The organism is Membranihabitans marinus, assembly GCF_021729155.1.
GTDB lineage: Bacteria > Bacteroidota > Bacteroidia > Chitinophagales > Saprospiraceae > Membranihabitans > Membranihabitans marinus.
In genome coordinates this window covers 102,982-128,891 of record NZ_JAJQYA010000008.1, presented here as the reverse complement: position 1 = coordinate 128,891, position 25,910 = coordinate 102,982, and the positions used below count along the sequence as shown (strand labels likewise).

General features: G+C 40.7%; 17 protein-coding genes. 14 read left to right on the top strand and 3 right to left on the bottom strand.

The genetic code is table 11. From position 1 onward, the window contains the following. Window positions 1–8: 8 nt before the first annotated feature. Together LVD51_RS07360 and LVD51_RS07355 are read right to left on the bottom strand one after the other, a co-directional pair. Entirely contained in the window at window positions 9–1,505 is a 1,497-nt protein-coding gene (locus tag LVD51_RS07360; protein ID WP_236970565.1) for a DUF1501 domain-containing protein, read from the bottom strand. A 3-nt stretch (window positions 1,506–1,508) separates the two neighbouring features. Next, a complete protein-coding gene (locus LVD51_RS07355; RefSeq protein WP_236970564.1) occupies window positions 1,509–4,250 on the bottom strand; it encodes a PSD1 and planctomycete cytochrome C domain-containing protein in 2,742 nt (913 codons plus the stop codon). Between the two features lie 288 nt (window positions 4,251–4,538). On the opposite strand from LVD51_RS07355, the gene LVD51_RS07350 reads away from it, so the two are divergent. The 13 genes from LVD51_RS07350 to LVD51_RS07290 all read left to right on the top strand — a co-directional run bounded on the left by LVD51_RS07350 (window position 4,539) and on the right by LVD51_RS07290 (window position 23,497). Then, on the top strand, window positions 4,539–5,942 hold the full coding sequence (locus tag LVD51_RS07350; protein WP_236970563.1) for a purine-cytosine permease family protein: 1,404 nt from the start codon (window positions 4,539–4,541) through the stop codon (window positions 5,940–5,942). Window positions 5,943–5,981: 39 nt separating this feature from the next. Continuing rightward, window positions 5,982–6,161, top strand: coding sequence for a hypothetical protein (locus LVD51_RS07345; protein ID WP_236970562.1), 180 nt, complete (start codon window positions 5,982–5,984; stop codon window positions 6,159–6,161). Between the two features lie 528 nt (window positions 6,162–6,689). Beyond that, window positions 6,690–9,062, top strand: coding sequence for a GH92 family glycosyl hydrolase (locus LVD51_RS07340; protein ID WP_236970561.1), 2,373 nt, complete (start codon window positions 6,690–6,692; stop codon window positions 9,060–9,062). 213 nt (window positions 9,063–9,275) lie between these two features. Beyond that, a complete protein-coding gene (locus LVD51_RS07335) occupies window positions 9,276–11,006 on the top strand; it encodes a prenyltransferase/squalene oxidase repeat-containing protein (RefSeq protein ID WP_236970560.1) in 1,731 nt (576 codons plus the stop codon). Between the two features lie 768 nt (window positions 11,007–11,774). Beyond that, the gene (locus LVD51_RS07330; protein WP_236970559.1) at window positions 11,775–14,552 is read left to right on the top strand and encodes a DUF6797 domain-containing protein; all 2,778 of its coding nucleotides are present in this window, start codon (window positions 11,775–11,777) and stop codon (window positions 14,550–14,552) included. 4 nt (window positions 14,553–14,556) lie between these two features. Further along, complete coding sequence (locus LVD51_RS07325) at window positions 14,557–15,528, top strand: sugar phosphate isomerase/epimerase family protein (RefSeq protein WP_236970558.1); 972 nt, start codon at window positions 14,557–14,559, stop codon at window positions 15,526–15,528. 68 nt (window positions 15,529–15,596) lie between these two features. Then, window positions 15,597–16,973 (top strand): mandelate racemase/muconate lactonizing enzyme family protein, encoded by a 1,377-nt coding sequence (locus tag LVD51_RS07320; protein WP_236970557.1) that lies wholly within the window; start codon window positions 15,597–15,599, stop codon window positions 16,971–16,973. 41 nt (window positions 16,974–17,014) lie between these two features. After that, window positions 17,015–17,944, top strand: coding sequence for an AraC family transcriptional regulator (locus LVD51_RS07315; RefSeq protein ID WP_236970556.1), 930 nt, complete (start codon window positions 17,015–17,017; stop codon window positions 17,942–17,944). 69 nt (window positions 17,945–18,013) lie between these two features. After that, window positions 18,014–19,390: a glycosyl hydrolase gene (locus tag LVD51_RS07310; protein WP_236970555.1), complete on the top strand. Its 1,377-nt coding sequence runs from the start codon at window positions 18,014–18,016 to the stop codon at window positions 19,388–19,390. A gap of 7 nt (window positions 19,391–19,397) precedes the next feature. Next, window positions 19,398–20,228: a sugar phosphate isomerase/epimerase family protein gene (locus LVD51_RS07305; protein WP_236970554.1), complete on the top strand. Its 831-nt coding sequence runs from the start codon at window positions 19,398–19,400 to the stop codon at window positions 20,226–20,228. Window positions 20,229–20,242: 14 nt separating this feature from the next. Next, complete coding sequence (locus LVD51_RS07300) at window positions 20,243–21,412, top strand: Gfo/Idh/MocA family protein (RefSeq protein WP_236970553.1); 1,170 nt, start codon at window positions 20,243–20,245, stop codon at window positions 21,410–21,412. A gap of 3 nt (window positions 21,413–21,415) precedes the next feature. Continuing rightward, window positions 21,416–22,186 (top strand): 3-ketoacyl-ACP reductase, encoded by a 771-nt coding sequence (locus tag LVD51_RS07295; protein ID WP_236970552.1) that lies wholly within the window; start codon window positions 21,416–21,418, stop codon window positions 22,184–22,186. A 42-nt stretch (window positions 22,187–22,228) separates the two neighbouring features. Further along, window positions 22,229–23,497, top strand: coding sequence for an MFS transporter (locus LVD51_RS07290; RefSeq protein ID WP_236970551.1), 1,269 nt, complete (start codon window positions 22,229–22,231; stop codon window positions 23,495–23,497). A gap of 591 nt (window positions 23,498–24,088) precedes the next feature. On the opposite strand, the gene LVD51_RS07285 is transcribed toward LVD51_RS07290, so the two are convergent. Continuing rightward, window positions 24,089–24,274: a DUF1801 domain-containing protein gene (locus LVD51_RS07285; protein WP_236970550.1), complete on the bottom strand. Its 186-nt coding sequence runs from the start codon at window positions 24,272–24,274 to the stop codon at window positions 24,089–24,091. Window positions 24,275–24,384: 110 nt separating this feature from the next. Between LVD51_RS07285 and LVD51_RS07280 the strand changes: the two genes are divergently transcribed. After that, the gene (locus LVD51_RS07280) at window positions 24,385–25,233 is read left to right on the top strand and encodes a sugar phosphate isomerase/epimerase family protein (RefSeq protein ID WP_236970549.1); all 849 of its coding nucleotides are present in this window, start codon (window positions 24,385–24,387) and stop codon (window positions 25,231–25,233) included. Window positions 25,234–25,910: the final 677 nt, after the last annotated feature.

Genomic DNA, 25,910 nt, shown 5'->3' with positions numbered 1-25,910 from the left:
ATCTGCGATTAAGCAAGAATTTGTTTAATAATATTTCCCTCGACATCGGTCAGCCTAAACGGTCGACCCTGAAAGTCGTAAGTGAATGCTTCGTGATCAAATCCCAAGAGGTGGAGCATAGTCGCATGAATGTCGTGAACACTGACTCTGCCTTCAACTCCTGAAAATCCCACCTCGTCCGTCTGTCCATAGCTCACACCCTTGGCTATTCCTCCACCGGCCATCCACATAGTAAAAGCATCGGTGTGATGATCGCGTCCAGTAAAAAACTGGACTTTGCCCTCCCGGTTTTCTTGCATTGGTGTTCTTCCAAATTCGCCACCCCAAACTACGAGGGTGTCATCTAGTAATCCCCTCTGCTTAAGATCTAATATAAGTGCGGTGATCGGTCTATCGATTTGCTGACATTTGTTTTTAAATCCATAATTCAATGCCCCACTTTCTCCTGTACCGTGGGTGTCCCAGCCCCAATCAAAAAGTTGAACGAATCGCACTCCTTTCTCTACCAGTTTTCTGGCTAGGAGGCAATTGTTGGAAAAACTTTCCTCTCCGGGCTTGGTGCCATATAATTCGTGGATGTATTCGGGTTCATCATTGATGTTCATGACTTCTGGGACGGCTATCTGCATTCGGTAAGCCATCTCATATTGGTTGATTCGAGCGAGGATTTCAGGGTCTTGAAAATTTTTGAACTCATCGTGATTTATTTCATTGATGGCATCAATGGTTTTCTTTTTTAACGAACGATTGAGTCCTTTCGGGTCTTGGATGTATAATACGGGATCTCCCTTCGATCGACACTGAACCCCTTGGTATACTGAGGGCAAAAATCCACTGCCCCATACACTTTTTCCGGCATCTGGAGTTTTACCTCCAGAGGTCAGGACCACAAATCCAGGTAGGTTATTGTTTTCTGACCCTAGACCGTAAGTGGCCCAAGAGCCAATACTTGGGCGGCCTATTCGAGCACTTCCGGTATGCATAAACAACTGAGCCGGGCCATGATTAAATTGGTCGGTATGGACGGCCTTTAAAAAACTTACTTCATCGGCTATGGTAGCAAAATGAGGCAGGTTGTCTGATATCCATGCACCTGATTCTCCTCTTTGCTTAAAGGAAGCTTGTGGTCCCAACATATTGGGAACTCCTCTGATGAAGGCAAACTTTCTTCCTTCCAGAAATGAAGCTGGACAAGGCTTATTGTGAAGCTTTTCGAGGTCGGGTTTGTAATCAAATAACTCTAATTGTGATGGTGCACCAGCCATATGCAAGAAAATTACACGTTTGGCTTTGGGAGCAAAATGCGGGGTAAGAGGTGCTAGAGGATTGAGATCTCTTGCACTTAGAGGTATAGATTGTTGGCTGGGTTTATTACAACTTTCCAGCATTAATGAAGCCAAGGCCGCACTGCCTAATCCCGTCACACAGTCTTGCATGAAATGTCGGCGTGTAGTAGCTTGAGCTTTTCTATTTTCTAATTCTTGAATCAGTTTTTGAATATTCATTTCTTAGGATTTTGTAATAAACTCATCTAAATTCATAATCGCATTACATACCACAGCCAGAGCTGCTATTTCTTTGGAATTACCAGTTATATCTTTTCGGTAATTCAAAAATTCTTCGGTGGCATTCTCTTCATTTTCAAAGTGTTGGTAGGCTTCGTTATAGAGGGCTTCAAGAGTTGCCATTTTGTGGTCGTCGATCTGATTGTATGTTGCCTTGTTGTAGGCCGATTCGATAGAGGCTTTGAAATTTGACTTGTTTATAGCCCATATATTTTCGGCCATATGTATAGCTGCTTCTAGGTAGACAGGATCGTTTAAAGTGACCAATGCTTGAAGCGGGGTGTTGGTTCTAAGCCGTTGGACTTGGCAGATCTCTCTACTGCCAGCATCGAATGAAATAAATGAAGGGTAGGGGCTGGTTCGTTTTACATAGGTGTATAAGCCGCGACGATACTGATCTTCCCCTTCACTGGTTTCCCATTTTTCACCACTGTATACGGTCTGCCAAATGCCGTCTGGTTGGGCAGGCATCACGCTAGGACCATACATCTTAGAGCTCAATAAATCGCTGACATATAGTGCTTGGTCTCTTATTTGTTCTGCAGAAAGTCGGAATCTAGGTCCCCTGGCATAAAATCTATTGTAAGGGTCAATGTAACGCAACTCCGTATTGGTTTTGGAAGATTGGCGATAGGTGCCCGACATGACCATGTCTTTAATTAGCGCTTTGAGATCCCATTGATGAACATGAATGAGTCGATAAGATAAATAATCCAACAATTCTTTATGGATTGGAGTAGGTGATTGAGTGCCCATATCTTCTACCGTAAGCACCAAGCCTTGACCAAATATTTGCTCCCAAATGCGATTGACTACCGTTCTCGAAGTCAGAGGATTGTCTGCATCCATTAGCCAGTGTGCAAAACCCAATCGATTGCGAGGTTTGTCTTCAGGGAAGTCATTGAGGGAAGCGGGAACATCGGGTTCTACTTCTTCGCCCAAGGACATCCAATTTCCGCGTTCAAAGACGTGGGTAGAACGTTTTCTATGTGGTGGGTTTTCTACCATGACAGGCATTAAATCCCTTTGGCCTTCTATGAGGTTGGTAAACTTACTTTGAATATCTGCATAGCCAGGTAGATTTTTCCCTGGAAGAGATTTGTGGAAGGCTATCCATTCAATATAGAAGGAATTTTGCTGAGGTCCTAGAGCTGGATTGCTGTATTCGAAGTACAAGTCTAGGTTGCCAGATTGAGGTTTGAACGGGAATATTTTAATTTTTTGACCATTGGTATTGGTCATATGTATAGTGGATAAAATTTGACCAGATGCATCTCCTTCTCTGATATTGAGTACGCCATCTTTTTCCCAACTATTGTATTTTATGACCAGTTCATCCTCATCTTGCAATCTAATGTTTTTAAGCATGCAATGACCATTGTTCAATAAACCAACCCATACTGTATTGATCAGTTCGCCCTTGACAAAGTCCGAAAACTCATCTGGGTTTAATTTGGGTTCCAGTGTTTTAATAAATAGGGTCTCATCGTGCAATTGTTCTTCTTTTCCCTGGGATTTGATCCAGTCTGCAATAGCGGCAAATTGTTTTTGGTCTTCTTCGGTGTATATTCTTAAATTGGGTTCATTGTCGTCGGTATCCTCATCACGACTGTTGTTGAAAAATGCCATTACTTCGTAGTATTCTTCGTGAGTAAATGGATCGTAAGGATGGCTGTGGCATTGGATGCAGGCATATGTTGTACTTTGCCAAACTTCAAAGGTCGCATTGACCCGATCCAATACGGCGGCTACACGGTACTCTTCATTATCCGTACCACCTTCTGTATTGTTCATGGTATTGCGGTGAAAGGCGGTGGCTATCCATTGTTCGTCGCTGGGGTTGGGTAGGAGGTCACCAGCTAACTGTTCAATGGTGAATTGGTCAAAGGTTTTGTTGTCGTTAAAGGATTTGATGACGTAATCTCTATACCGCCACATTAGTCGTGAAGGATCTTTTTCATAGCCTTTAGAATCTGCATATCGAGATAAATCCAACCACCAATTGGCCCATTTTTCTCCATAATTTTCATCGGCGAGTAAACTGTCGACTACATTCTCGTATGTCAATTCACCATTAGTATATTGCCGAGTTAGTTCTGGTGATGGAGGTAGACCGATAATGTCCAACGCCAGTCTACGCAGCAATACCATAGAGTCTGCTTCAGGTGAAGGTTGTAAGTCCTGTTGTTGGAGGACGTTGTAAATAAAGGTGTCAATTTTGTTGTTTAGAAAATGATTTGTACTTCCTTCCAGAGATGCAATATTGGTCAGATTTGGAGTTTCAACTTCTTCTAAGCTGTTGTAGGCCCAGTGTTTTCCCCATTTAGCCCCTTGGTCGACCCAATTCTCTAAGATTTTGATCTCAGTTTTTGACAGCGGCGGTTTTTTATAGGGCATTCTCAACTCTTCATCGCTTTCCTTTAATCGTTGAATAAAAGAACTGGCTTTTGCATTGCCAGGCACAATGGCTGGATGGCCATTTTCAGTAACAGCCAATGCCTCTTTCTCAAAAAGCACACTAAATCCGGCATTCTTTTTTACCCCTCCATGACAGGAAATGCAATGCTTATTGAGGATGGGTTTCACTTGGCTACTAAAGTCGATCTCCTCTGTACCCGTCGTAAAGTAAAAGATAAAACCACCTAGGGTCAATATCGCAATTAGTACAAGTGATCTTTTTTTCATCTATTTATATTGTTGGAATATATAAAGTGTCAATCTTACAAAAATAACGGATTATTTTGGTTGTGAACAATTACTTTAACTTAAAATAGTAGTTTGGTGGTTATTGTTTGCTTTAATATAGGTGAAATTTTCAAAATAATGATTAAAAATTTGGTGTGTATATGTTGTTTGGTGTTTATTAGGTTCTGTAATTGTTTTGTGGATTAATTAGGTAAGAATAGGGAAGAGAGCCGTAATTGATATTGTAATTTTATGTGATTACCTAATTTTAACAAATAGTTGAAAAGTATGTTTAATGCCTTTAAGAAAAAACTTAATGCAGTAACGGAATACGAACGAGAGCCGGTTCCCTCTAAAAAATGGAAAGGTTGGTGGAGTTTTTTGGGACTATATGCCGGAGAGCATACGGCAGGGACGGAGTTTGTCATTGGTCCATTGTTTGTGGCTCATGGTGTAGCGGCATTTGACTTGGTTGTTGGGTTGTTGATAGGCAATTTACTGGCCGTTTTGAGTTGGGCCTTTCTCTGTGGCCCTATTGCTGTTAGAGAGCGCATTACACTGTATTTTAAATTAGAAAAAATTTGTGGTAAAAATTTAACGACTATATACAATTTGGTCAATGCACTTATGTTTTGTTTTTTAGCAGGATCGATGATTGCTGTTTCCGCTACCGCTGTCGGGATTCCATTCAATCTACCCATGCCCAATTTGGGTGATTGGTTGCCCACCAGTGTGATGTGGGTCGTGATTGTGGTGGCAATAGGTATGATTACTACTGTAATTGCTATGTTGGGGTATGATCAGGTGTCTAAGTTTGCCAACTTAGCTGCCCCATGGATGATACTCATATTTATAGGAGCGGCTGTGGCCGTTTTGCCTGAAATCGGTGTTAATAATTGGTCGGAATTTTGGCCAGTAGCCGAATCGCGGATTTGGACGGGAATTCCATTGGAAGGGCAGTCGAAATTTTCGATTTATCACGTCATCTTTTTTGCTTGGTTTTGCAATATGGCCATGCATATAGGTATGGCAGATATGTCGATTTTGAGATATGCTAAAAAGTCTTATTTTGGATTTGCCTCTGCAGGCGGAATGTTTGTAGGTCACTACATTGCTTGGTTGGCATCTGGTATATTGTATGCGGTTTTTCTATATAAAAGTCAAAATAGCCTGGAATTTGCACCTGGGCCAGTAGCTTATTATGCAGCTGGTGTCGCTGGAGCTATCTGTGTTATGGTTGCTGGTTGGACGACGGCCAATCCTACCATATATAGAGCTGGATTGGCGGTGCAATCTATATTGCCCAATATCAAGACTTGGAAGATTACCTTTATAGTTGGAGCCATTACTACATTGGCCGCCTGTTTTCCTGCCTTGGTAATGAAACTTCTGGAGTTTGTGGCACTGTATGGATTGTTGTTAATGCCAATGGGGGCGATTATAATTATAGACGTATATGTTTATCCTCGCATGGGACTTAAATCGGAATGGGCTTTGGATCGTGGACTTCGATTTAATGGGGCCGCTGGACTTACATGGGTATTGTCACTGTTGGCTTGTTATTGTTTGAGCTTTTTCCTGGGATGGGAGATTTTCTTTTTAGGCTTGCCCGGTTGGTTTGTGGCTGCTCTATTGTATATTCTATTGGGGATGTTGTTTCAGCAAAGGTTGCGGACAGCGTCCAATATATAGTCTTGCTATTTTTAGAATTGAATCATTTTAATAAAAATTATGAATACTGTATTCTTGCTTTGGATTGTTGCCTTTATAGGCTTATTGCTCACCATTATACCTCCATTTTTAGTTTTTTATGGGGCGATTTCCTTGGAAGACAATTATCAATGGATGGCCATAGGAATGGTGGTTTATTTTGGTTCTAGAATCATTATACGGCGAATAGTTGTCGATTAATTTTATTGAAATTCTCTTACATTTATTTTATGTTTGAAATATAATGCCAAATACGTTTATAATTGTCGGTTATATTTCGAATTATTTTAGAGTTGCAATGCATTGCGGCTTAAGTAATTTGGATTGAGAATTAATGATTTACTGGTAGTAGGAGCTTAAACAGGATATACAGGGCAATCGCGCCTCGGCATGGTAGCCTTGGTTAAATATCCTCGGTATAATGGTGAACCCACCCGAAACACGGAGGTTTCGGTTCCCTCACCATTGATCCATTAAGGATCTATGATGCTGCGCATATTGTTCGGTCAACTTCGCCAAATGACGATTTTCGGCATTAGGTGTGACTAAAGGGCAACTATCTTCAGTCATTCAATATCTTAACCGACATCATAAAATGTAATTGGTAAAAATCATATTCATGCAAATAGGAAAGTCTGTTTTCTAACCGACATTGGATGGAGTCCGTGACTTAATTTTGCATATCATTATTCCTTAAATTCTCTTTACACTATTTAAACAGTAGGTTCTATGATGAATATAAAAAATACAAAATTCTTTTTTTTCGCTTTAATTTGTATGGTCAGTCAATCATTGTACGGTCAAGCGGAATATGTAGATAAAGTTTACCCTTATTTGGATGCAGCCAATTCTCGATGGTTTTATTTTTCTTCAGCGAGTCGTCCATTTGGCATGGTGAATCTAAGCCCTGATATGGTTATCGATGGAGCATGGAATTCTGGATATCGTTACAACGAAGACAGTATTCGTTTTTTTAGTCATATCCATGCCTGGCAGATGTCCGGTATTCCAGTTATGCCTACGACTGGAACCTTTAAAGGTCATAAGGGGCCAGATGCTTATGGATCAAAATATAGTCACGATACCGAGGTTGTCCATCCCGGATACCACAAAGTTGATCTGTTGGATTATGGGATTACAGCTGAACTGACTTCTACCACCCGTGTGGGGATGCATCGATATACCTTTAATAATAAGGACGAAGAAGGTCATGTATTGTTGGATTTGGGCACAGTGCTTGGACCTTCTGGTACAAAGTCTGGTTATGCCAAAGTAGTGTCTAAGTCTGAAATAGAAGGCTATGCATTGATGGAGGCTACCAGCAGACGTCCCAAGCCTACCTATGTATACTTTGTGATTAAACTCAATCGCCGTGCAAAGACGGTGTCTGCATGGCAGTCCGGTGACTTGTTGGGCAAGGTTAAAGAGTTTGAAGGATCTGACGGAGGAGTGTATTTTACCTTAAAAAACGTAAAGAAGCCCCTATTGATGAAGGTGGCCATTTCTTATACCAGTGTTGAAAATGCGAGAAAAAATTTAAAGACAGAGCTTAATCACTGGGATTTTGATCAGGTAGTGGCATCATCACGCAGTGAATGGAATGAAAAGCTGGGTCGAATCGAAGTGTCTGGCAATACGGAGAAACAACAGCAAAGATTTTATACCGATTTGTGGAAGGCTCTACAAGGACGACGAATTATAAGTGATGTCAATGGCGCGTATTGCGATATGACCGGTGATCGTCCTCGAATAGGTCAAATTCCCTTGGATGAAAAGGGACAGCCGAAATTCAATCATTACAATTCCGATTCATTTTGGGGTGCTCAGTGGACGATCACCACATTGTGGCAGTTGTTGTATCCAGAGATAGCTTCCGAGTTTACTCAATCAATGTTGATGATGTATGGTGATGGAGGCTTGATTCCCAGAGGGCCTTCAGGAGGGAATTATACTTATGTGATGACAGGTGCTTCATCCACCCCGTTTATGATTGGCGGTTATATGAAGGGCATTAGAGATTATGATGTGTCGACTATGTATGCTGGTCTCAAGAAAAATGCCATGCCCAATGGGATGATGGCCAAGGCAGGTTACGAACACAAAACTTGGAAAGGAGGAGGTGTAGAGCACTATATCGAGAAGGGTTATGTGCCTTATCCCTTGGGACCCAAGCGTTGGGCCGGTCATCAAGACGGCGCGGGACAGACCTTGGAGTATTCGTTTCAAGATTGGTGTTTGGCGCAATTGGCTGACAACTTAGGGAAGAAGGAAGATTATCAATATTTTATGAATCGATCATCGAATTGGAAAAATATATTTGATGAATCCATCGGTTGGATTCGTCCCAAGGATGGTTATGGTTCATGGATGGAAGACTACGATATATACGAACATCAACATGGGTTTGTAGAGTCCAACGGTGCGCAAGCCACTTGGTATGTTCCACATGATCTAGCTGGATTGGCTCATAAAATGGGAGGAGCACAAGCGGCCGCGAACAAATTGAATGCTTCTTTTGAAACGGCATCTAAATTGGATTTTACAGCGGGTAAATCTCACTCCGCAGAATTAAATGCGATCAATCGCCGAATACCCATTAATTATGGAAATCAACCCAGTATTCAAACAGGGTTTGTATTTAATTACATACAGAATCCATGGTTGACCCAATATTGGACACGACAGGTCTTGGATCATGCTTTTGCTGATTTGTCGCCGGAAAGAGGGTTTAATGGTGATGAGGATCAAGGTTTGATGGGTTCTTTGGCCGTGTTGATGAAGATAGGTTTGTTTGAAATGCATGCTGGTTGTGCCCAGCGTCCTTTTTATGATATTGGCAGCCCTATTTTTGACAAAGTGGTATTACACCTCAGTCCGGAGTATTACCATGGAGGAAGTTTTGAGATATCGACCATAGGGAATTCTTCTGATCGCGTATATGTGGAAGATGCTTCATTAAATGGTCAGTCGCATAAATCGGCATATATTTTTCACGATGAGTTGATTAAAGGTGGGAAATTGGAGTTGAAAATGTCAGATTTGCCCAATACTTCTTGGGGTGTTGATGGTGTTGTGTCGCCTAGTGAATTGTTGCAGAAATGATCATTGGGTGCTGAATATTGATTTAAGTCCAGTGGTTTGTTCTATTTTATAATAGCTGCTCTTGGAATAAATTTGGAGGTCAATACAATGTTGAAACTAGGCTTAAATAAGGCTAGGGGGATTAATAATTAAGATTGATTTTATTTTTTTAAATACTTTAGTAAATAATTTTCTTGAAAAATAATCAATTTTTTTGGATAAAAATATAATACTATGTCGGTACAACGGAGAACCTTTCTTCAGCAATCAACCTTTGGGATGACTGCCTTGTCTTTATTCCCATTTACGAGTTTGTCAGATAGCGAATCGGCAAAACCTCTGTTGCAATATGACGATTTATTGACTCGATTGATTGCTCTTAATGACAAGGGGATTGCCTTAATGTTGTCTCGTCAGTTGAGTGAGGATAAAGGAGAATGGGCTGGAGGCTCAATGAATCAATATGAAATCCCCAATGCTCATAGTACGGCTTCCATGATTATGCGAGCAGCCATCGCTTTGTCGAACAAGGACTCGGATTATTACAATAATAAATATTTAAGGGAGGCATTGGAAAGAGCGACTGCTTGTATGTTGCGCATTCAATACGAGGATGGTAGCATCGATCTGTATTCCACCAATTTTCATTCTACTCCAGATACGGCTTTTATTGTCAATGATTTTGTGCCGGTATATAAGATGTTGAAAATGGCTTCACTGTCTTCTCTGAATCGTAGTATTGAGAATATATATACTTTTTTAATCAGAGCGGGTAAGTGTCTGTCGGTAGGGGGGATCCACACCGCTAATCACAGGTGGGTGGTTTCCTCGGCATTGGCTTGTCTGTATTCTATTGATAAAAAACAGAAATACGTTGATCGCATCGAGGAGTGGTTGTCTGAAGGTATCGATCAAGATGAAGATGGGCAATATGCAGAGCGAAGTGTAGGGGTGTATTCTCCGATATGTAATCATATGTTTACCACGATTGGTCGACATTTAAATCGGCCAGCATTATTCGATGTTGCGCGAAAGAATTTGGATATGTCCATGTATTATATCCAGCCTGGAGGAGAAGTGTTAACTGAAGCTTCTGATCGGCAAGACAAAGCTTTTGAGGCCTATGTGTTTCGATATTATTTGCAGTACCGGTATTTTGCGATAAAGGATAATAATCCTCAGTACGCAGCGGTGTGTCAATTAATAGAAAATCAAAATTTGCAGAGTGTGTTGAGTTTGGTTCCAGATTTAATCGCAGATGATATATATCGACAAAAAGTTGTGGAGCCTCAACCCATATCACAGGATTATTTTAAACATTTTAAGGTGTCCGGCTTATTGCGCATCAGAAGGCAAGAGAAAGATATATCTGTGATAGGTAAAAATCCTACTTTTTTGGTCTATATGAATGGAGCTAGTGTCTTGCAATCCATGCGATTGAGCGCTGCATTCTATGGTGGTTTGGGGCAGTTTGTTCCTGAAAACATGAAAATAGAAGGCAATAGGATTGTATTATCAAGGTCAGTCACTCATGGATATTTTCAACCCATTCCAAAGGAGTATCGGACTGGGGTGGATGGCTGGCATGAATACCCTCGAAGCAAGAGGGAGATGTCAGAGAAGCAGACCATGAATTACGAAGTCGTCATTGAGGAAAATAATGGTGTATTGACCATAGAAATGAGTATATCGGGAACAGATAATGTACCTGTATCTTGTGAATTGAATTTTCGTGCTGGAGGATTGTTGAGTGGGGTAGAGGTCGATGAGATGGCAGAGGATAGTTATTTTCTCACTTCGGAGGAAGCACGGTATACTGTTGGTCATGATGAAATCGTTTTTGGCCCCGGAAAGGTGGAACATCGTTGGGCTCAGATGCGGGGTATGTTGCCGAAGCAAAACGGAAAATCGGTGTATTTGACGGGTTACACTCCTTTTTTACATAAGTTTACCATTGGGGGATAGTTGTAGTACTGAAATGGATTGTCTATAGAGGTGATATACCAATTGCATTTATGATAGATATTTTATAAAGAAGTCCTCTAGGGGCGACATATTAGAATCGGGTGAATTCCTGACACATATTCTTATCTTTTAATATCAAAACCACACCGTCTGTTTTCATAAATACTAGTCATGCCGCAGCGGATGAACGAGCGAAGAGCACGACTGAATGTAGTTGCTCAAAGAGCAACTTCATTATTAGATTAGCAATTAGTATTTCGTTCAGTCATTAGCAATCTTATCCGTCATTGTAAACGCATTTGGTAATAGGACCTTTTTACAAAGGGATTACTTCCTAAGTGGAGCGAGACTATTCCATAGATTACTAGTTAAATATCCTGTGGTCAAGGCTGGATTAGATGTTGATAATCGCTTGCATTCTCGTTATTTGACACAATCTGGCTATGTTTAAGAAATACCATACATTTCATATATTAAACTAAGAATACTTGCTATATTGGGATGTTGCTAAATTTATGGAATTGTGCTATGTTTGAAATGTACCATAAATAACAGGAATTGTACTTTTTTTTATAGTTGGCAAATAATATTTTTGGTGACTAGGGGTTCTAAGTATATTTTAATAGTCAAATATTTCATTTTCATAATTTAGGAGTGAATATTGAAGTTGAATGGGAAGATGTATAAATACTTGTTTCTCCGTCGTTAATGTGTTTAAAATTTACCTCAAAATCATTAGTTAATTGTAATATGAATCAAAAATCATCAATGAGTCATCGCCTTTCTAAATTTTTTCTTAGTATTTGTTTGGGACTTAGTTTCATCTTCACGATGACGTCTTGTAAACAAGAAGTTCATGATGTTATCGTAGAGAATCATTTTGATTCTCTACAATTAGCTCCCTTTGTAGAGAGCGATTTTCCTTTTATTACTGCATCTATCGATTTGAGAGAATTGGGGGAGAGATATCCCGGTGACAATGCCGTGGTAAGAGGATTAACTGTACAGCTGGGCAATGAGGCTTATGCTTCGTTTGATACAGATTTGCTCAGATGGTCGGTGGCGTGGACCGGTGAGTTTTTGGACTTGCTAGGGATGGCACATGTTTCCTATGAAGACTTTTTTAATAAAAAGAATCGAATACCTTTGGTCAAAGGTCAACCTCAGATGGCGACCGGGATGTATCCTGGGTGGACGACAAAAGCCTTTGCCCATGAAGATCCGCGGAAACCCAATATGCGAGAGGGGGGATTTAAATGGGGACCAATACCTCCAGACCAAGCCGCTTGGCAAGGTGTATATGTAAACGGCCATCGCGTAATGATGAATTATGAGGTAGCTGGTGCCAAAATTGAAGAAATGCCTGGTAGTTATGCTTTTGGCAATCAGGTAGGCTTTTTGAGAACTATTTCTATAGAGGATCAAAGTCAAGATTTATTCCTTAATCTAGCTGAAGTATTGGATGGGAGTAATGTTGAGGAGAAAGAAGGTCGTGTGTATTTGTACTCTGGACCAGAACAGGATACCGTTACTGCAGTTGCAATTCTCAATGGTAGTTCAGATATTTCACTTTTACATAAAGATCAACGGTTTCTCGCTGCTCAATTTGAAAAAACAAATAAAAAGACCAATCAGACCCTTGTCATTTGGAGTGGAGATGTAGCGAACCTACCTGCATTCGAAGCCAGTTTGGATACTATAAAAGTGGAAAAACCAGTCTTTGATAAAGGCGGATCTCCATATTGGACTGAAGCGGTATATACCAAAGGCAAATTGTCACCAGATACGGCGGCTTATGTGTCTGACGAAATAATTTTGCCCTTGCCCAATCCTTGGAAGAGGAACTTTAGAGCTGCCGATATAGACTTCTTCGAAGATGGTCGTGCTGCTGTGGTAACGTTTTCTGGAGATGTGTGGTTGGCTGAAGGCATGGATGGAGATTTGACTGAGATAAAATGGACGCGTTTTGCATCTGGATTATATGAACCGATGAGTGTGGTTGTAATAAATGAGATGATTCACGTATTTGGAAAAGATGGGATTATTCAATTGCACGATTTGAATGGCGATGGAGTGGCTGATTATTATAAAAACTTTTGTAACCTAATGGAGCAATCTATAGAATCGAGAGAGTGGGCAGCCGATATGGTTTTAGCTCCAGATGGCAGCATTTTTGTAGCCAAAGGGGGAACTTTAAATGCGGGGCCAAAATTTTCACCCCTAGCCACAAAAGGATTTAGAGTGGGCTCGAATCAAGATGGAACCGTGCTCAAGATTTCATCTGATGGCAAGACGGTTACTCAATATGCCAGCGGATTTAGAGGGCCTTATTTGGGGATGAATCCCAAGACAGGATATTTGACCGCTTCGGATCAACAAGGTAATTACGTGCCTTCCTCCCCTATAATGTTGATCAATGAAGGAGATTATTATGGTGTGCCATCGACTACGCATAGATTGGATACTCCAGCCATCACCAAACCATTGTTGTGGGTGCCACACAATGTAGATCAATCGGGATTGGGGCAGGTATGGATCACAGGCGATAAAATGGGCCCTCTTCAAGATGATTTAATCCACTTGTCATTTGGTAGACCCGGATTGTTTAGGGTCTTGTTGGACAGTACCTCGAATGATGTACAGGGAGGGATCTCTTATTTGCCAGGGTATTATCCTGCACCGACCAACAAAGGGGTGATGAATCCCGTGGATGGTCAGTTGTATGTAGCTGGGTTTAACCTATGGGGATCAAAATCCAAGGTGGTGAGTGCTATGTTGAGATTGCGATACACTGGAGCTGAGTTCTATTTGCCAGAAGGTTTTAAAGCTGGTCAGCAAGGGGTTATATTGCAATTCGAAAATGAATTGGACGAAGAAATGGCAGAAAATCCCGGTAATTTTATAGTGAAAAGATGGAATTATGATCGAACTGAAGAATATGGATCAGGTTATTTTAAAATGGATGGTAGCCCTGGTCAGGATGTGATTCCTGTGTTGGCCTCTCATTTGTCGGAAGATGGCAAGTCTGTTCTTTTGGTTGTTCCCAATATGAATGAGGTAATGCAAATGGAAATCGATTATCGATTGACGTCCAATGGTCAGGCGATTGAAGATGAATTTTGGTTGACCGTCAATGATTTGGAGCCATTGGCCTTGGAGGAATTGGGTTTTGGAGATGTGGAAATAGGTGATCTTAATATAGATATCAGTCAATTGGATATTGAGTCTAAATCAGAGGAAAAACCATCTATTGCCAAAGGTGAGGCAATCTTTAAAAATATGGCTTGTATTGGCTGCCACTCATCGGGAACAGTGACTAAGGGAATGTATGGTCCTCCTTTCCAAGATCTATTTGGAAGTACTCGAACTTTCAATGATGGGAGCAGTAGAAAGGCAGATGCTGAATATATCCGATCTTCTATCCTTACACCTGATTTGGAGGTCGTGGAAGGGTATGATTCAGAGATGCCTTCATTTGTAGGAATTCTTTCAGATACAGATATCGAATCGTTGACCTTGTATATTCAATCACTTTCAAAACATTAGAGTCATGGCAAATAAGATTCCAAAAATATATGGTTATCCTAGAAGACAATTTCTAAAAAATACAGCAGTGGTAGGAGCTATGTTGCCAATGGTGAATGTCATGGGCAATATTGGATCGAAGAATCAGTCAAACAATGGTATTGAGGTTCACGTGTTTTCAAAGCACTTGCAATTTTTAAATTATGAAAATATGGCTGGTCAAGCCAAGGCCTTAGGCTTTGATGGCATTGATCTGACGGTGCGGCCCAAAGGACATGTCTTGCCCGAGAATGTAGGGCGAGATTTGCCAAAAGCCGTTAAAGCCATTCGTTCAGCTGGACTCTTGTCTACCATGATGACTACGAGAATAGAAAATGTGGATGAGGATCATACAGAAGCAATTTTGCAAGCAGCCTCTGAATTGGAATTAAAGTATTATCGAACAGGTTATTTCAGTTACCGAAAAGATTCTACTATCCCAGAAGATATTAAATATTATCAGAAACAGGCTGTAAAGTTGTCAAAGTTAAATGCCAAATACGATTTGGTGGGGTGTTACCAAAATCATGCCGGTACTAGAATGGGGGCTTCGATTTGGGAATTATACGATATTCTTGACAAAGTGAAAAACGACCATTATAGCGTTCAATACGATATTCGCCATGCTGTAGTAGAAGGGGGATTGTCTTGGGAAAATGGATTGAGACTGATAGCGCCCAAGATTGATACTTTAGTGTTGAAAGATTTTAAATGGGGACAAGTCAATAATAAGTGGAGAGCCATTAATACACCCTTTGGCGAGGGTATGGTCGATTTTGCATCCTATTTCAAATGGTTGAAAGCCAATAATATCAATGTGCCCATGTCTATGCATTTTGAATATGAATTGGGAGGTGCCAATCACGGTGCTTTTAAAATAGATATTCCACCACATAAAGTATACAGTGCCATGCAAAGAGATTTGGATAGAGCACGTGAACTGTGGGCGTCGGTATAGTTATATGCATTTTTAGAGGGAAATATAGGGTTAGGAGGAGTGATTTTTTAATTCGTAAAATAACAAATATGGAGAGGAGAGATTTTATTCGATTGTCAACGGCCGCATCTGCCGCATCTGCATGGCCTCTAGATATTTTAAAATTTTCAAATACTCCTACGAAAAAAATTACCATTGTTGCTGTAGGTTCTAATTTTGAAAGAGAATCACTGAATCCATACCGATTTAAAGGGGGGGCAATTACCGATAGTTGGCAGTCTATAGCCTGCCTTAAGAGTGAAAGTGGAATTAAAAAAGTAGGTATTGGCACTCAAGGTGTTTTGTGGTCCGATGCCAGTGTGGCTGAGGCTCACTCTGAAGCAGGTGGCAATGCACTGATGTATGCTGTGACGGAATGGGCCTTGCAACAACTAAAAGGACGTTCGTTTTACAATCCTGTAGATTTATTGGATGAAATGTTTCCCGAAGTTTATGCCTATGCTCAGACGATAACGCAAAATTCAGATTTGAGAAAAACCTTTGCACTCAACGCTTTGGTAGCTGTGGACAACGCGGCGTGGTTGCTTTATGCAGCTGAAAATGGCATAACGACATTTGATGATATGATTCCCAAGGCCTATAGACCAGGGTTGGGATATCGTCAGGCTGGTGTGGCCAGTATCCCTTCTTTTCCCGTAGGTACGCCGGCTTCAAAGTTGGCTGAAGCTGCTGCAGAGGGATATTTTATAATGAAATTAAAAACCGGGGCACCGGGAAGCCAGCGGGAAATGCTAGAAAAAGATAAAGCATTTTTGACCGCAGTACACCAAACCATAGGCCATATCGAGACTCCTCATACTGCAGATGGGAAGATCCCGTACTACTTTGATGCCAATGGACGATATCATAAAAAAGAAACCTTGCTCAGATTTGTAGATCACGCCAAGAAAATAGGTGCTTTTGATCAACTCGCAGTCATCGAAGAACCCTTTCCCGAGTCCAATCAGGAATATGTAGGTGACATAGGGATACGAGTGGCAGCTGATGAAAGTGCCCACACCGTAGAAGATGCTGCACATCGAATCGAATTGGGTTATACTGCATTTGCCGTAAAAGCCATAGCCAAGACACTGAGTATGACTATGAAAATTACCCAGTTGGCTTTTGAAAAAGATATACCCTGCTTTTGTGCTGATTTAACCGTTAATCCGATATTGATTGAATGGAATAAAAATGTAGCAGCTCGACTCTCATCATTTCCCGATATATCGGTCGGATTGCAAGAGGCCAATGGGCATCAATATTATAAACATTGGGATAAATTGATGACCTATCACCCTATGCCCAATGCGAGTTGGGTAAAACCTGTGGATGGAGTCTTTCCGACAAAATCAGAATTTTTTGAAAAGAGTGGTGGTATTTTTTCACCTATACCTCATTATGAAGCCATGTTTGCAGATATGTAAACGAGAAATTTTTTTAGCGGTGAAACAATGGAATTGAGAAAATGAAATCCGGAGAAAATAAAAAGAAAATAATCCCAGTTCATCACCTTCCCGAAGACAGAAGTCAAGGTTTTGATTTTAAGTTGTATCATTTAAAAGGTGAATATGCTTACAATAAGAAGTTGACCTCTATGCCTGGAGAAACTTCAGTGCCTCATAGACATAAATTTTATGAAGTATGTTTTTTTACCAAAGGAGGTGGGGTTCATGAAATCGATTTTCAGTCTTATGAAATTAAGGAGCGCAGTATTCATTTTATATCACCTGGCCAGGTTCATCGGATTGCTGGAAAGGCAGAAAATCAAGGTTTTGTACTAGCCTTTACGGGTTCTTTTTTATTAGAAAATGATCAATATTTACCAGTTGGATTGAATTCCTTAGATTTTTTTAATCCCGTGCAAGGCAATCAAATTTTGCAACTCGATATCGAGGAGTATCGCAGAATTTTGCAATTGGTTGAAGGGATAGAAGTCGACCAACACGAAATGGGAGATTACGCCAGGGATATAGTTCGGTCTTATATAATGATTATTCTAAATAAATGCAAGCACTATTATTCACTATTGCGCTTGGACGATAGTCAACCGGAAGGCAGTGTTTTGAAGCTGGTTGAGAAGTTTAAGAACAAGGTGGATCAGCATTTCAGAACCATGCATCAGGTTCAGGAATACAGTCAATTGTTAAATATTACTCCCGGTCATCTCAATCGATGTTGCAAAAAATTGACAGGACTCAATGCCAGTGAATTGGTGTTGCACCGCATCGTTTTAGAAGCCAAGAGATTGCTGATATTTACAGAGAAAACAAGTAAGGAGGTCGCTTTTGAATTGAGTTTTGAAGACCCATCCTACTTCAGTCGAATATTTAAGAAGAAAACGGGATTTTCACCAACTAGTTTTAGGAATAGAATGCGCGATAAGTACCATCATTGACATGAAAAGTACCCGTTTATAATGAAATAAAATAATATTTTTGGTTATCGAATTTAAACAATACAAATAATGCGAATAAGAGAGGAATTGACGATTAATGATCTGAGTCAAAAATTAGATCTGTTTTGGGATTTGTCAGGACAAAAAATCCAATTGATTCAAAAGGAATACGACCACAACCAAGGGTCTCCTGTTTTTACTGCCAATGGAAAATACACGACCAGAGGGTGGACAGAATGGACTCAGGGCTTCGAATTTGGATCCGCCATACTTCAATTTGATCAAACGGGTAATGAGGAATTCCTCGAATTTGGACGAGAGTCTACCGTTGATAAAATGGCCGAACATGTAGGGCATTTTGGTGTTCACGATCACGGTTTCAATAATGTGAGTACATACGGTAATTTGTTGCGTCTGATGAAGGAAGGTCGCATCCCTCACAATCAATGGGAGCAAAACTTTTATGAATTGGCATTGAAGTTGACCGGTGCAGTTCAAGCTCATCGCTGGACTGACATTCCCGATGGAGGATATATGTATTCATTTAACGGACCGCATTCGCTTTTTGTAGATACCATCAGAACCGTACGTGCGCTATTGGTCAGTCATGAGCTTGGGTTTGCATTGATGGGCGAAAACGATAGTAGAACGAGTCTGTTGAAGCGAGCGATTTTGCATTCAGAAGCCACGGCCAAGTATTCCGTATATTATGGTGAAGGTAGAGACGATTACGATATTTGGGGACGTACTGCTCATGAGTCAGTATTCAATACCAATGATGGTCGATTTAGATGTCCCAATTCGCAACAGGGATATACTGGATTTACAACATGGACGAGAGGTTTGGCATGGGCGATCGCTGGTTTTGGTGAACAATTAGAATATTTGGATACCTTGTCTGAAGAGAGTTTAGCTGAGTTGGGTGGAAAGGAATCCATTAAAGAAACCTTCTTAAAGGCGGCCAAAGCAACCTGTGATTTTTATATAGCGCATACGCCAACCGACGGTATACCTTATTGGGATACTGGAGCACCGGACTTGCATAAGTTGGGTGATTACCTCAACCGACCAGCTGATCCATTCAATGATTTTGAGCCTGTGGATAGTTCCGCAGCAGCGATATCTGCTCAAGGGTTTTTGAGATTGGGTAAATATTTGCTTTCATCAGATCCAGAAAGTGCAAACAAATACTGGCAGGCAGGTTTGACCATATTGGATACTTTGTTTACAGAGCCGTATTTGAGTACAGATCCCAATCATCAAGGTCTTATTTTACACTCTATTTATCACCGACCCAATGGATGGGATTATGTCTATCCAGGTGCGAAAATTCCTTATGGAGAAGCCAGTATGTGGGGTGATTATCACGCTCGAGAGGTAGCGTTATATGTATCAAGATTGATAGATAGTAAGCCTTATTATACTTTTTTCAGCAGTGTAAAATAGTAGATTAATGATAAATAAATTAACAGATACTTCGAAGTTGTGCGTGCATACCATTACGACGAAGCCTTGGGAAATCGAACAATCTATTGACGAATTTTCGGCTGCTGGTGTAGGAGGTATTACCGTATGGAGAAATACATTAGAAGGTAGAGATATTACGGCTACTGGAGATCGAATCCGTTCCAATGGATTGGACGTCGTTTCCCTATGTCGCGGAGGATTCTTTCCTGCAGATACTGCAGCTCAAAGACAGGAAGCCATCGATGACAACAAGAGAGCCATAGATGAGGCCGCGGCCTTGGGAGCACCACTTATCGTATTGGTTTGTGGAGCCAATCCCAATATTCCGCTGGCTGCTTCCAGAGATCAGATTCAAGCTGGTATAGAAGCAGTTTTGCCCTATGCCGAACAACATAATATTCGCCTAGCTATAGAGCCTTTGCATCCCATGTATGCAGATACTCGGTCTGGAGTCAATACCATGACTCAGGCCAACGATATGGCTGAAGCCATCGGACACTCTTTGGTCGGTGTAGCCGTAGATGTTTTTCATTTGTGGTGGGATCCCAGGTTGGAACAGGAAATTCAAAGATGCGGAGACAATGGTCATTTGTTTGCTTTTCACATTTGTGATTGGAAATTTCCATTGGACGACATGCTCAACGATCGCGGATTGATGGGAGAAGGCTGTATCGATGTGCCTTTGATTAGATCATGGGTGGAAAAAGCTGGATTCAACGGATACAATGAGGTTGAGATTTTCTCCAATCGGCATTGGGCGAAAGATCAAAAAGTTTTTTTACAGGAAATAATAAATGCATATAAAAATAAATCTTAAGAAAAAATAGAAATATGAGTGAGGAGATTAAAATACATCATGTCGGTGTCATAATGAATGGTGTGACAGGACGAATGGGAACAAATCAGCATTTGATGAGGTCGATTGTGGCCATTATTGAGCAGGGAGGTGTAGCTATCAGCCCCAATGAAGTCATTATGCCTGACCCCATATTGGTCGGTAGAAATAAAGCCAAATTGAAAAAGCTTTGCGAAAGGTTTAATTTGGAAAAATATACAACGAATTTGGACGATGTCTTAAATGACGATTATTACCAAATTTATTTTGATGCTCAGACCACAGGTCGCAGAGCTGATGCGGTTAAAAGAGCTGCATCTGTAGGCAAGCATATTTATTGTGAAAAACCCATAGCCACCGATACGGCTACGGCCTTAGATTTATACCAATTTTGTAAGGAGCAAGGTGTGAAAAGTGGTGTGGTTCAAGACAAGTTGTTCTTGCCCGGTCTTATGAAGATTCAACGATTGATTCAAAATGGATTCTTCGGTGATATTTTATCTGTACGAGGAGAGTTTGGGTATTGGGTATTTGAAGGACAAAGTATCCCAGCTCAAAGACCTTCTTGGAATTACAAGAAAGAAGCCGATGGAGGAATTATCGTAGATATGTTGTGCCATTGGAGATATGTATTGGATAATATTTTTGGCAAGGTTAAGGCCGTTTCTTGTTTGGGAGCTACCCATATCCCCGAGCGAGTAGATGAAAACGGAGAAACCTATAAAGCGACTGCTGATGATTCAGCCTATGCTACATTTGAGTTGGAGGGCGGTGTTATTGCTCACTTCAATTCGTCTTGGACGGTGAGAGTTCGACGAGATGATTTGTTGACACTTCAAGTAGACGGTACCAAAGGTTCTGCAGTGGCGGGCTTGCGTGAATGTTGGATACAGCATTATGGCAATACCCCTAAGCCAATTTGGAATCCCGATGTAGATCAGCCTATTAATTTTTATGAAGGTTGGGCTAAGGTGCCAGATCAGGAGCATTACGACAATGCATTTAAAGTGCAGTGGGAAATGTTCTTAAGACATGTGGTCATCGATGAACCGTTCCCATACACTTTGTTGGAAGGAGCTAAGGGGGTTCAATTAGCCGACAAAGGATTGGAGAGTTGGGAGAAAAGAGCTTGGGTAGATGTAGAGGACTTGGAGCAATATCGATAGGTCATGAAGAAAGTAGCATTAATCACAGGGGGCAGTCGAGGGATAGGCTTTGGAGTGGCCCTAGAGTTAGCGAAAAATCAATTTGACATTGTCATCAACGGAATGCGAGATGAATCTTCAGTGTCGGAGGCCATTAAAGAATTGCAAGACCTAGGGGCTGAGGTTCTTTATTGTCAAGGCAATGTGGCATCTACTGAGGACAGAGCTTCGATCTTGGCCAAAATTAAAGAGCGTTTTGGACGATTGAATGTATTGGTCAACAATGCGGGAGTGGCACCTAGCGAGAGAAAAGATATTCTTGATGCCTCGGAGGAAAGCTATGAGCGCGTAATGAAGATCAATCTTCAAGGTCCATATTTTTTGACCCAAGCTGTGGCCAATTATATGATAGAACAGCGCAATGCCGATTCTGGATTTGAAGGATGTATTATCAATGTGTCCTCAGTGTCCACAGATATGGTGTCGGTCAATCGCGGTGAATACTGTATTTCCAAATCGGGGATGGCTATGATGACGCAATTGTTTGCTGTGCGAATGGGAGAATTCGATATACCGGTATTTGAAATTAGACCGGGAGTGATCAAGACCGATATGACGGCTGGTGTAAAGGAGAAATACGATGCATTAATAGAGGAGGGATTGTTTGTTCAACCAAGATGGGGATTGCCAAGTGATATAGGTAAGGCAGCCGCTGCATTGGCGTTGAAATATTTCCCTTATTCTACAGGTCAAGTCATCATGGTTGATGGTGGTATGACGATAGCAAGGCTTTGATAGGGAGTTTTTTAAATTAATAGAATATAAAATATAATGGATATGGAAGACGGAAAAATTAATTCTGCTATAGACTCAAAATATGATAATTATACAGTGATGCAGCACATGTTGAGGCTGCCTGTGCTAGTGGCTGCCTTAGGGTATTTGGTAGACATGTACGATTTGTTCTTATTTAGTATTGTTCGGGTGCCCAGTTTGACAGATTTGGGCTTAACTGGTGACCAATTATTGGAAGATGGGGTAATGTTGCTCAATCTTCAGATGGCTGGATTGCTGATAGGAGGAATATTTTGGGGTATACTGGGAGATAAAAAGGGCCGTCTTTCCGTTCTGTTTGGTTCCATATTAATTTATTCTCTCGCCAATATAGCCAACGGATTTGTGACTTCATTTAATCAATATGCGGTATTGCGATTTATTGCCGGTGTTGGATTGGCAGGTGAATTGGGTGCAGGTATTACCTTAGTTAGTGAAATTTTGCCAAAGAAAATTCGCGGTTATGGAACTACTTTAGTGGCAACACTTGGTGTGTTGGGAGCAATATTGGCTTATGTTGTAGCTGAATTATTTGCTTGGAGAGCTTCATACTCTATAGGAGGTGTAATGGGCTTGGTCTTATTGGTTATGAGATTTAGAGTGTTTGAATCTGGAATGTTTATGGAGTCCAAGGAGAAGAAGGTGGATAGAGGAAATGTGATGTTGTTGTTCAACAATAGAGCGCGTTTCTTTAAGTACTTAAAGAGTATTGTCATCGGATTTCCGATTTGGTTTGTGGTAGGGGTATTAATTACTTTTTCTCCAGAATTAGGAGCAGCCATAGGATTGGATGAGCCTGTAGATGCAGGGATTGCTGTGATGTTGTCTTTTGCATTCCAAGCACTGGGTAATGTAGTGAGTGGGATATTGAGTCAGCGATATCAGAGTAGAAAGAAAATTATTGGAGCCTTTATTGTGTTGTCATTTGTTTTTGCCGTCATCTATTTATGGTTGCCAAGTACTTCGGTGTTTGTTTTCTATCTTCTTTGTGCTTTGTTGGGTTTTGCCAATGGTTATTGGACTTTGTTTATTACCGTGGCAGCCGAATTGTTCGGTACCAATATCAGAGCGACAGTGGCTACAACGGTGCCCAATTTTGTAAGAGGTGCGGTAATACCCATCACTACAATGTTCTTATTTCTTAAGACGGGAATGGGTGTAATCAATAGTGCATTGATTGTCGGTGCCATTACGACCATCCTCGCTTTGTTGGCCTTGTGGACATTGCCTGAGACCTTCCATAAAGATTTGAATTACAACGAGGAAAATTAAGAGTAAAATATAGTTACTACGAATTTGTGAATAGCCCTTTTCTAACGGAAAGGGCTATTTGTATTTATCGTGTAGGCCTTTTCCCATTAAGATTTAATACGAATTACATTTATAATTTATAAGCTTACCCACCCACGACACGGGGGGCTTTCCCACCCGAAACACGGAGGTTTCGTTTCCCTCGCCAAAGGTCGATTTACGACCTTTGATCCTTCGGATTTAGCTCGATCATCCTCGTTGAAGGTAGATTTACTACCTTCAGTACTTCGTACTTTACTCGGTTATCTTTCGATTTATTGTAGAGCCGCAATGCATTGCGACTTAAATATTGTGGATTAAGACGTTATGCTATATTGATAGTATCTTAACAAGGAATTCCAGGGTAATCACGCCTCGGCACAGTGGCCTACCCACCCGAAACACGGAGGTTTCGGTTCCCTCACCATTGATCCATTTAGGATCAATGATGCTGCGCATTTTGTTCGGTCATCTTCATCAAAGGTCGATTTACGACCTTTGATTGCTCAAAGAGCAATTCTGTTCAGTCATAGCCTCGTCAAACTTCAAATATTCTCAAAATCTTTACCGTCATTATAAAATGTAATTCGTATTAAAAGCTACCAGTCCAATTACATTTTTGCCCTTCAGTGAATAGCAGGGCCTGTTCCATTTTACTTCTTCTAATAGGTTAGTTGATCGGTATATATCCACCAATATTTTTAATTCTGACTGCCAAGTTTTTTGATAGTACATAAACGCTTTAACTGATTTTTTCATGTTTGCAATTTTATTTGTTATATTGCTTAATCTGTTGTTTGTAATTGCTGTATTTATAAAGATATTGCATATTTTAGATTGATTTTTTCAAATTAAATATAAATACAATAATGACTTACAGGTGGATTTTATTAATGGTAATTGGATTGTTTGGCTCTTCGGTTAGTGGTCAAGATTATACTGCAGCTTATAATTTGGGATGGAATATTGGTTCTCAAGCTTATACCTTTAAAGAATTTACTTTAGAGCAGACGCTGGATAAGTTGTCTAGTGTGGGATTAAAATATGTAGAATTGTATAGTGGTCAAAAAATTGGAGCCGGTATTGAGGGCAGTACTGATTTTAAAATGACTGAGGAAAAAAGGGATTTATTAAAGAAATTATTGAAGTCAAAGGGAATTCAAGCTCATGCTTATGGGGTGACTTCTCCCAAATCAAAACAGGAGTGGGAAGAATTGTTTGAATTCGCACAGGATTTGGGAATTTCTGTTTTGACTTCTGAGCCAGAATTTAGAGATCTGAAGATGATTGATGAATTGGCTCAAAAGTATAATATAAAAGTGGCTATTCACAATCATCCTCGACCTTCAAAGTATTGGCATCCAGATGTGGTGATGGAGCAATTGGAAGGCAAGAGTTCGATGATCGGAGTTTGTGCCGATATTGGGCATTGGGTGCGATCAGGTTTGGATCCTGTTGAATGTTTAAAGAAAGTGGAAGGTCGATTAATTAGTTTTCATTTTAAAGATCTAAAGGAATTTGATGTCAAGAAAACTCATGATGTACCTTGGGGCACAGGTGTAAGTAATGTGGCAGGAGTAATGAATGAAATGAAGCGCCAGAACTTTCGAGGTCCAATCTCTGTGGAATACGAGCACAATTGGAAGAATAGTTTACCAGAGGTAGAAGAAAGTTTATTGTACTTCGCTCGGGTAGCAAAAGCCATCAGTAATCGATAGCGGTCATTATTTGTTGTTGTCGCGTCGCAGGACAGTAGCTTCTTACTTGCGGTTTCTTGGGCAATCATTTTCCTCGTTCACAGCCGGAGCCAGTGGCTGTGGTTACCTCAAGGCAATAATATTATTACTGTGACAAGTTTTTAAACCTGTCAATTTAAATGCAGTGTTTTCGCAGCACAGTGGCTGAATCCTTACGAATTACAGGGCAGTCACGCCGGAGCCAGTGGCTCCGGTTCCTTCATCCAATTGATATTTAATCAATTGGGTTGCACTCTGTGCAACTGCATTCAGTCATCCTCGCCATTGATCCATTTAGGATCAATGGTGCTACGCACTTTGCTCGGTCATCCTCGCCAAATGTCCATTAAGGACATTTGGTTGCTCTAAGGAGCAACTTCGCTCGGTCATCCCAAGTTGATTTGGCGGGATTTTTGCCAAGTTGAAATTAATTATTTTTAGATCCACAAATGGATTTATCATGATTTTCACAATATCTAATTGCAAAAATCATGACAAATCCATTTGAATACCTCTGTGATTCAGATCAAAGCCATAGATTGTCGGATGACGAATTACGTTGTAACCAAGCCGGTGCCAGTCGCTAATGGGCTATAAAATCGCCTTGTATTCACACCATTTACGGTGGCTAAAACAGTCTAAAATGGGATTAATTTAAT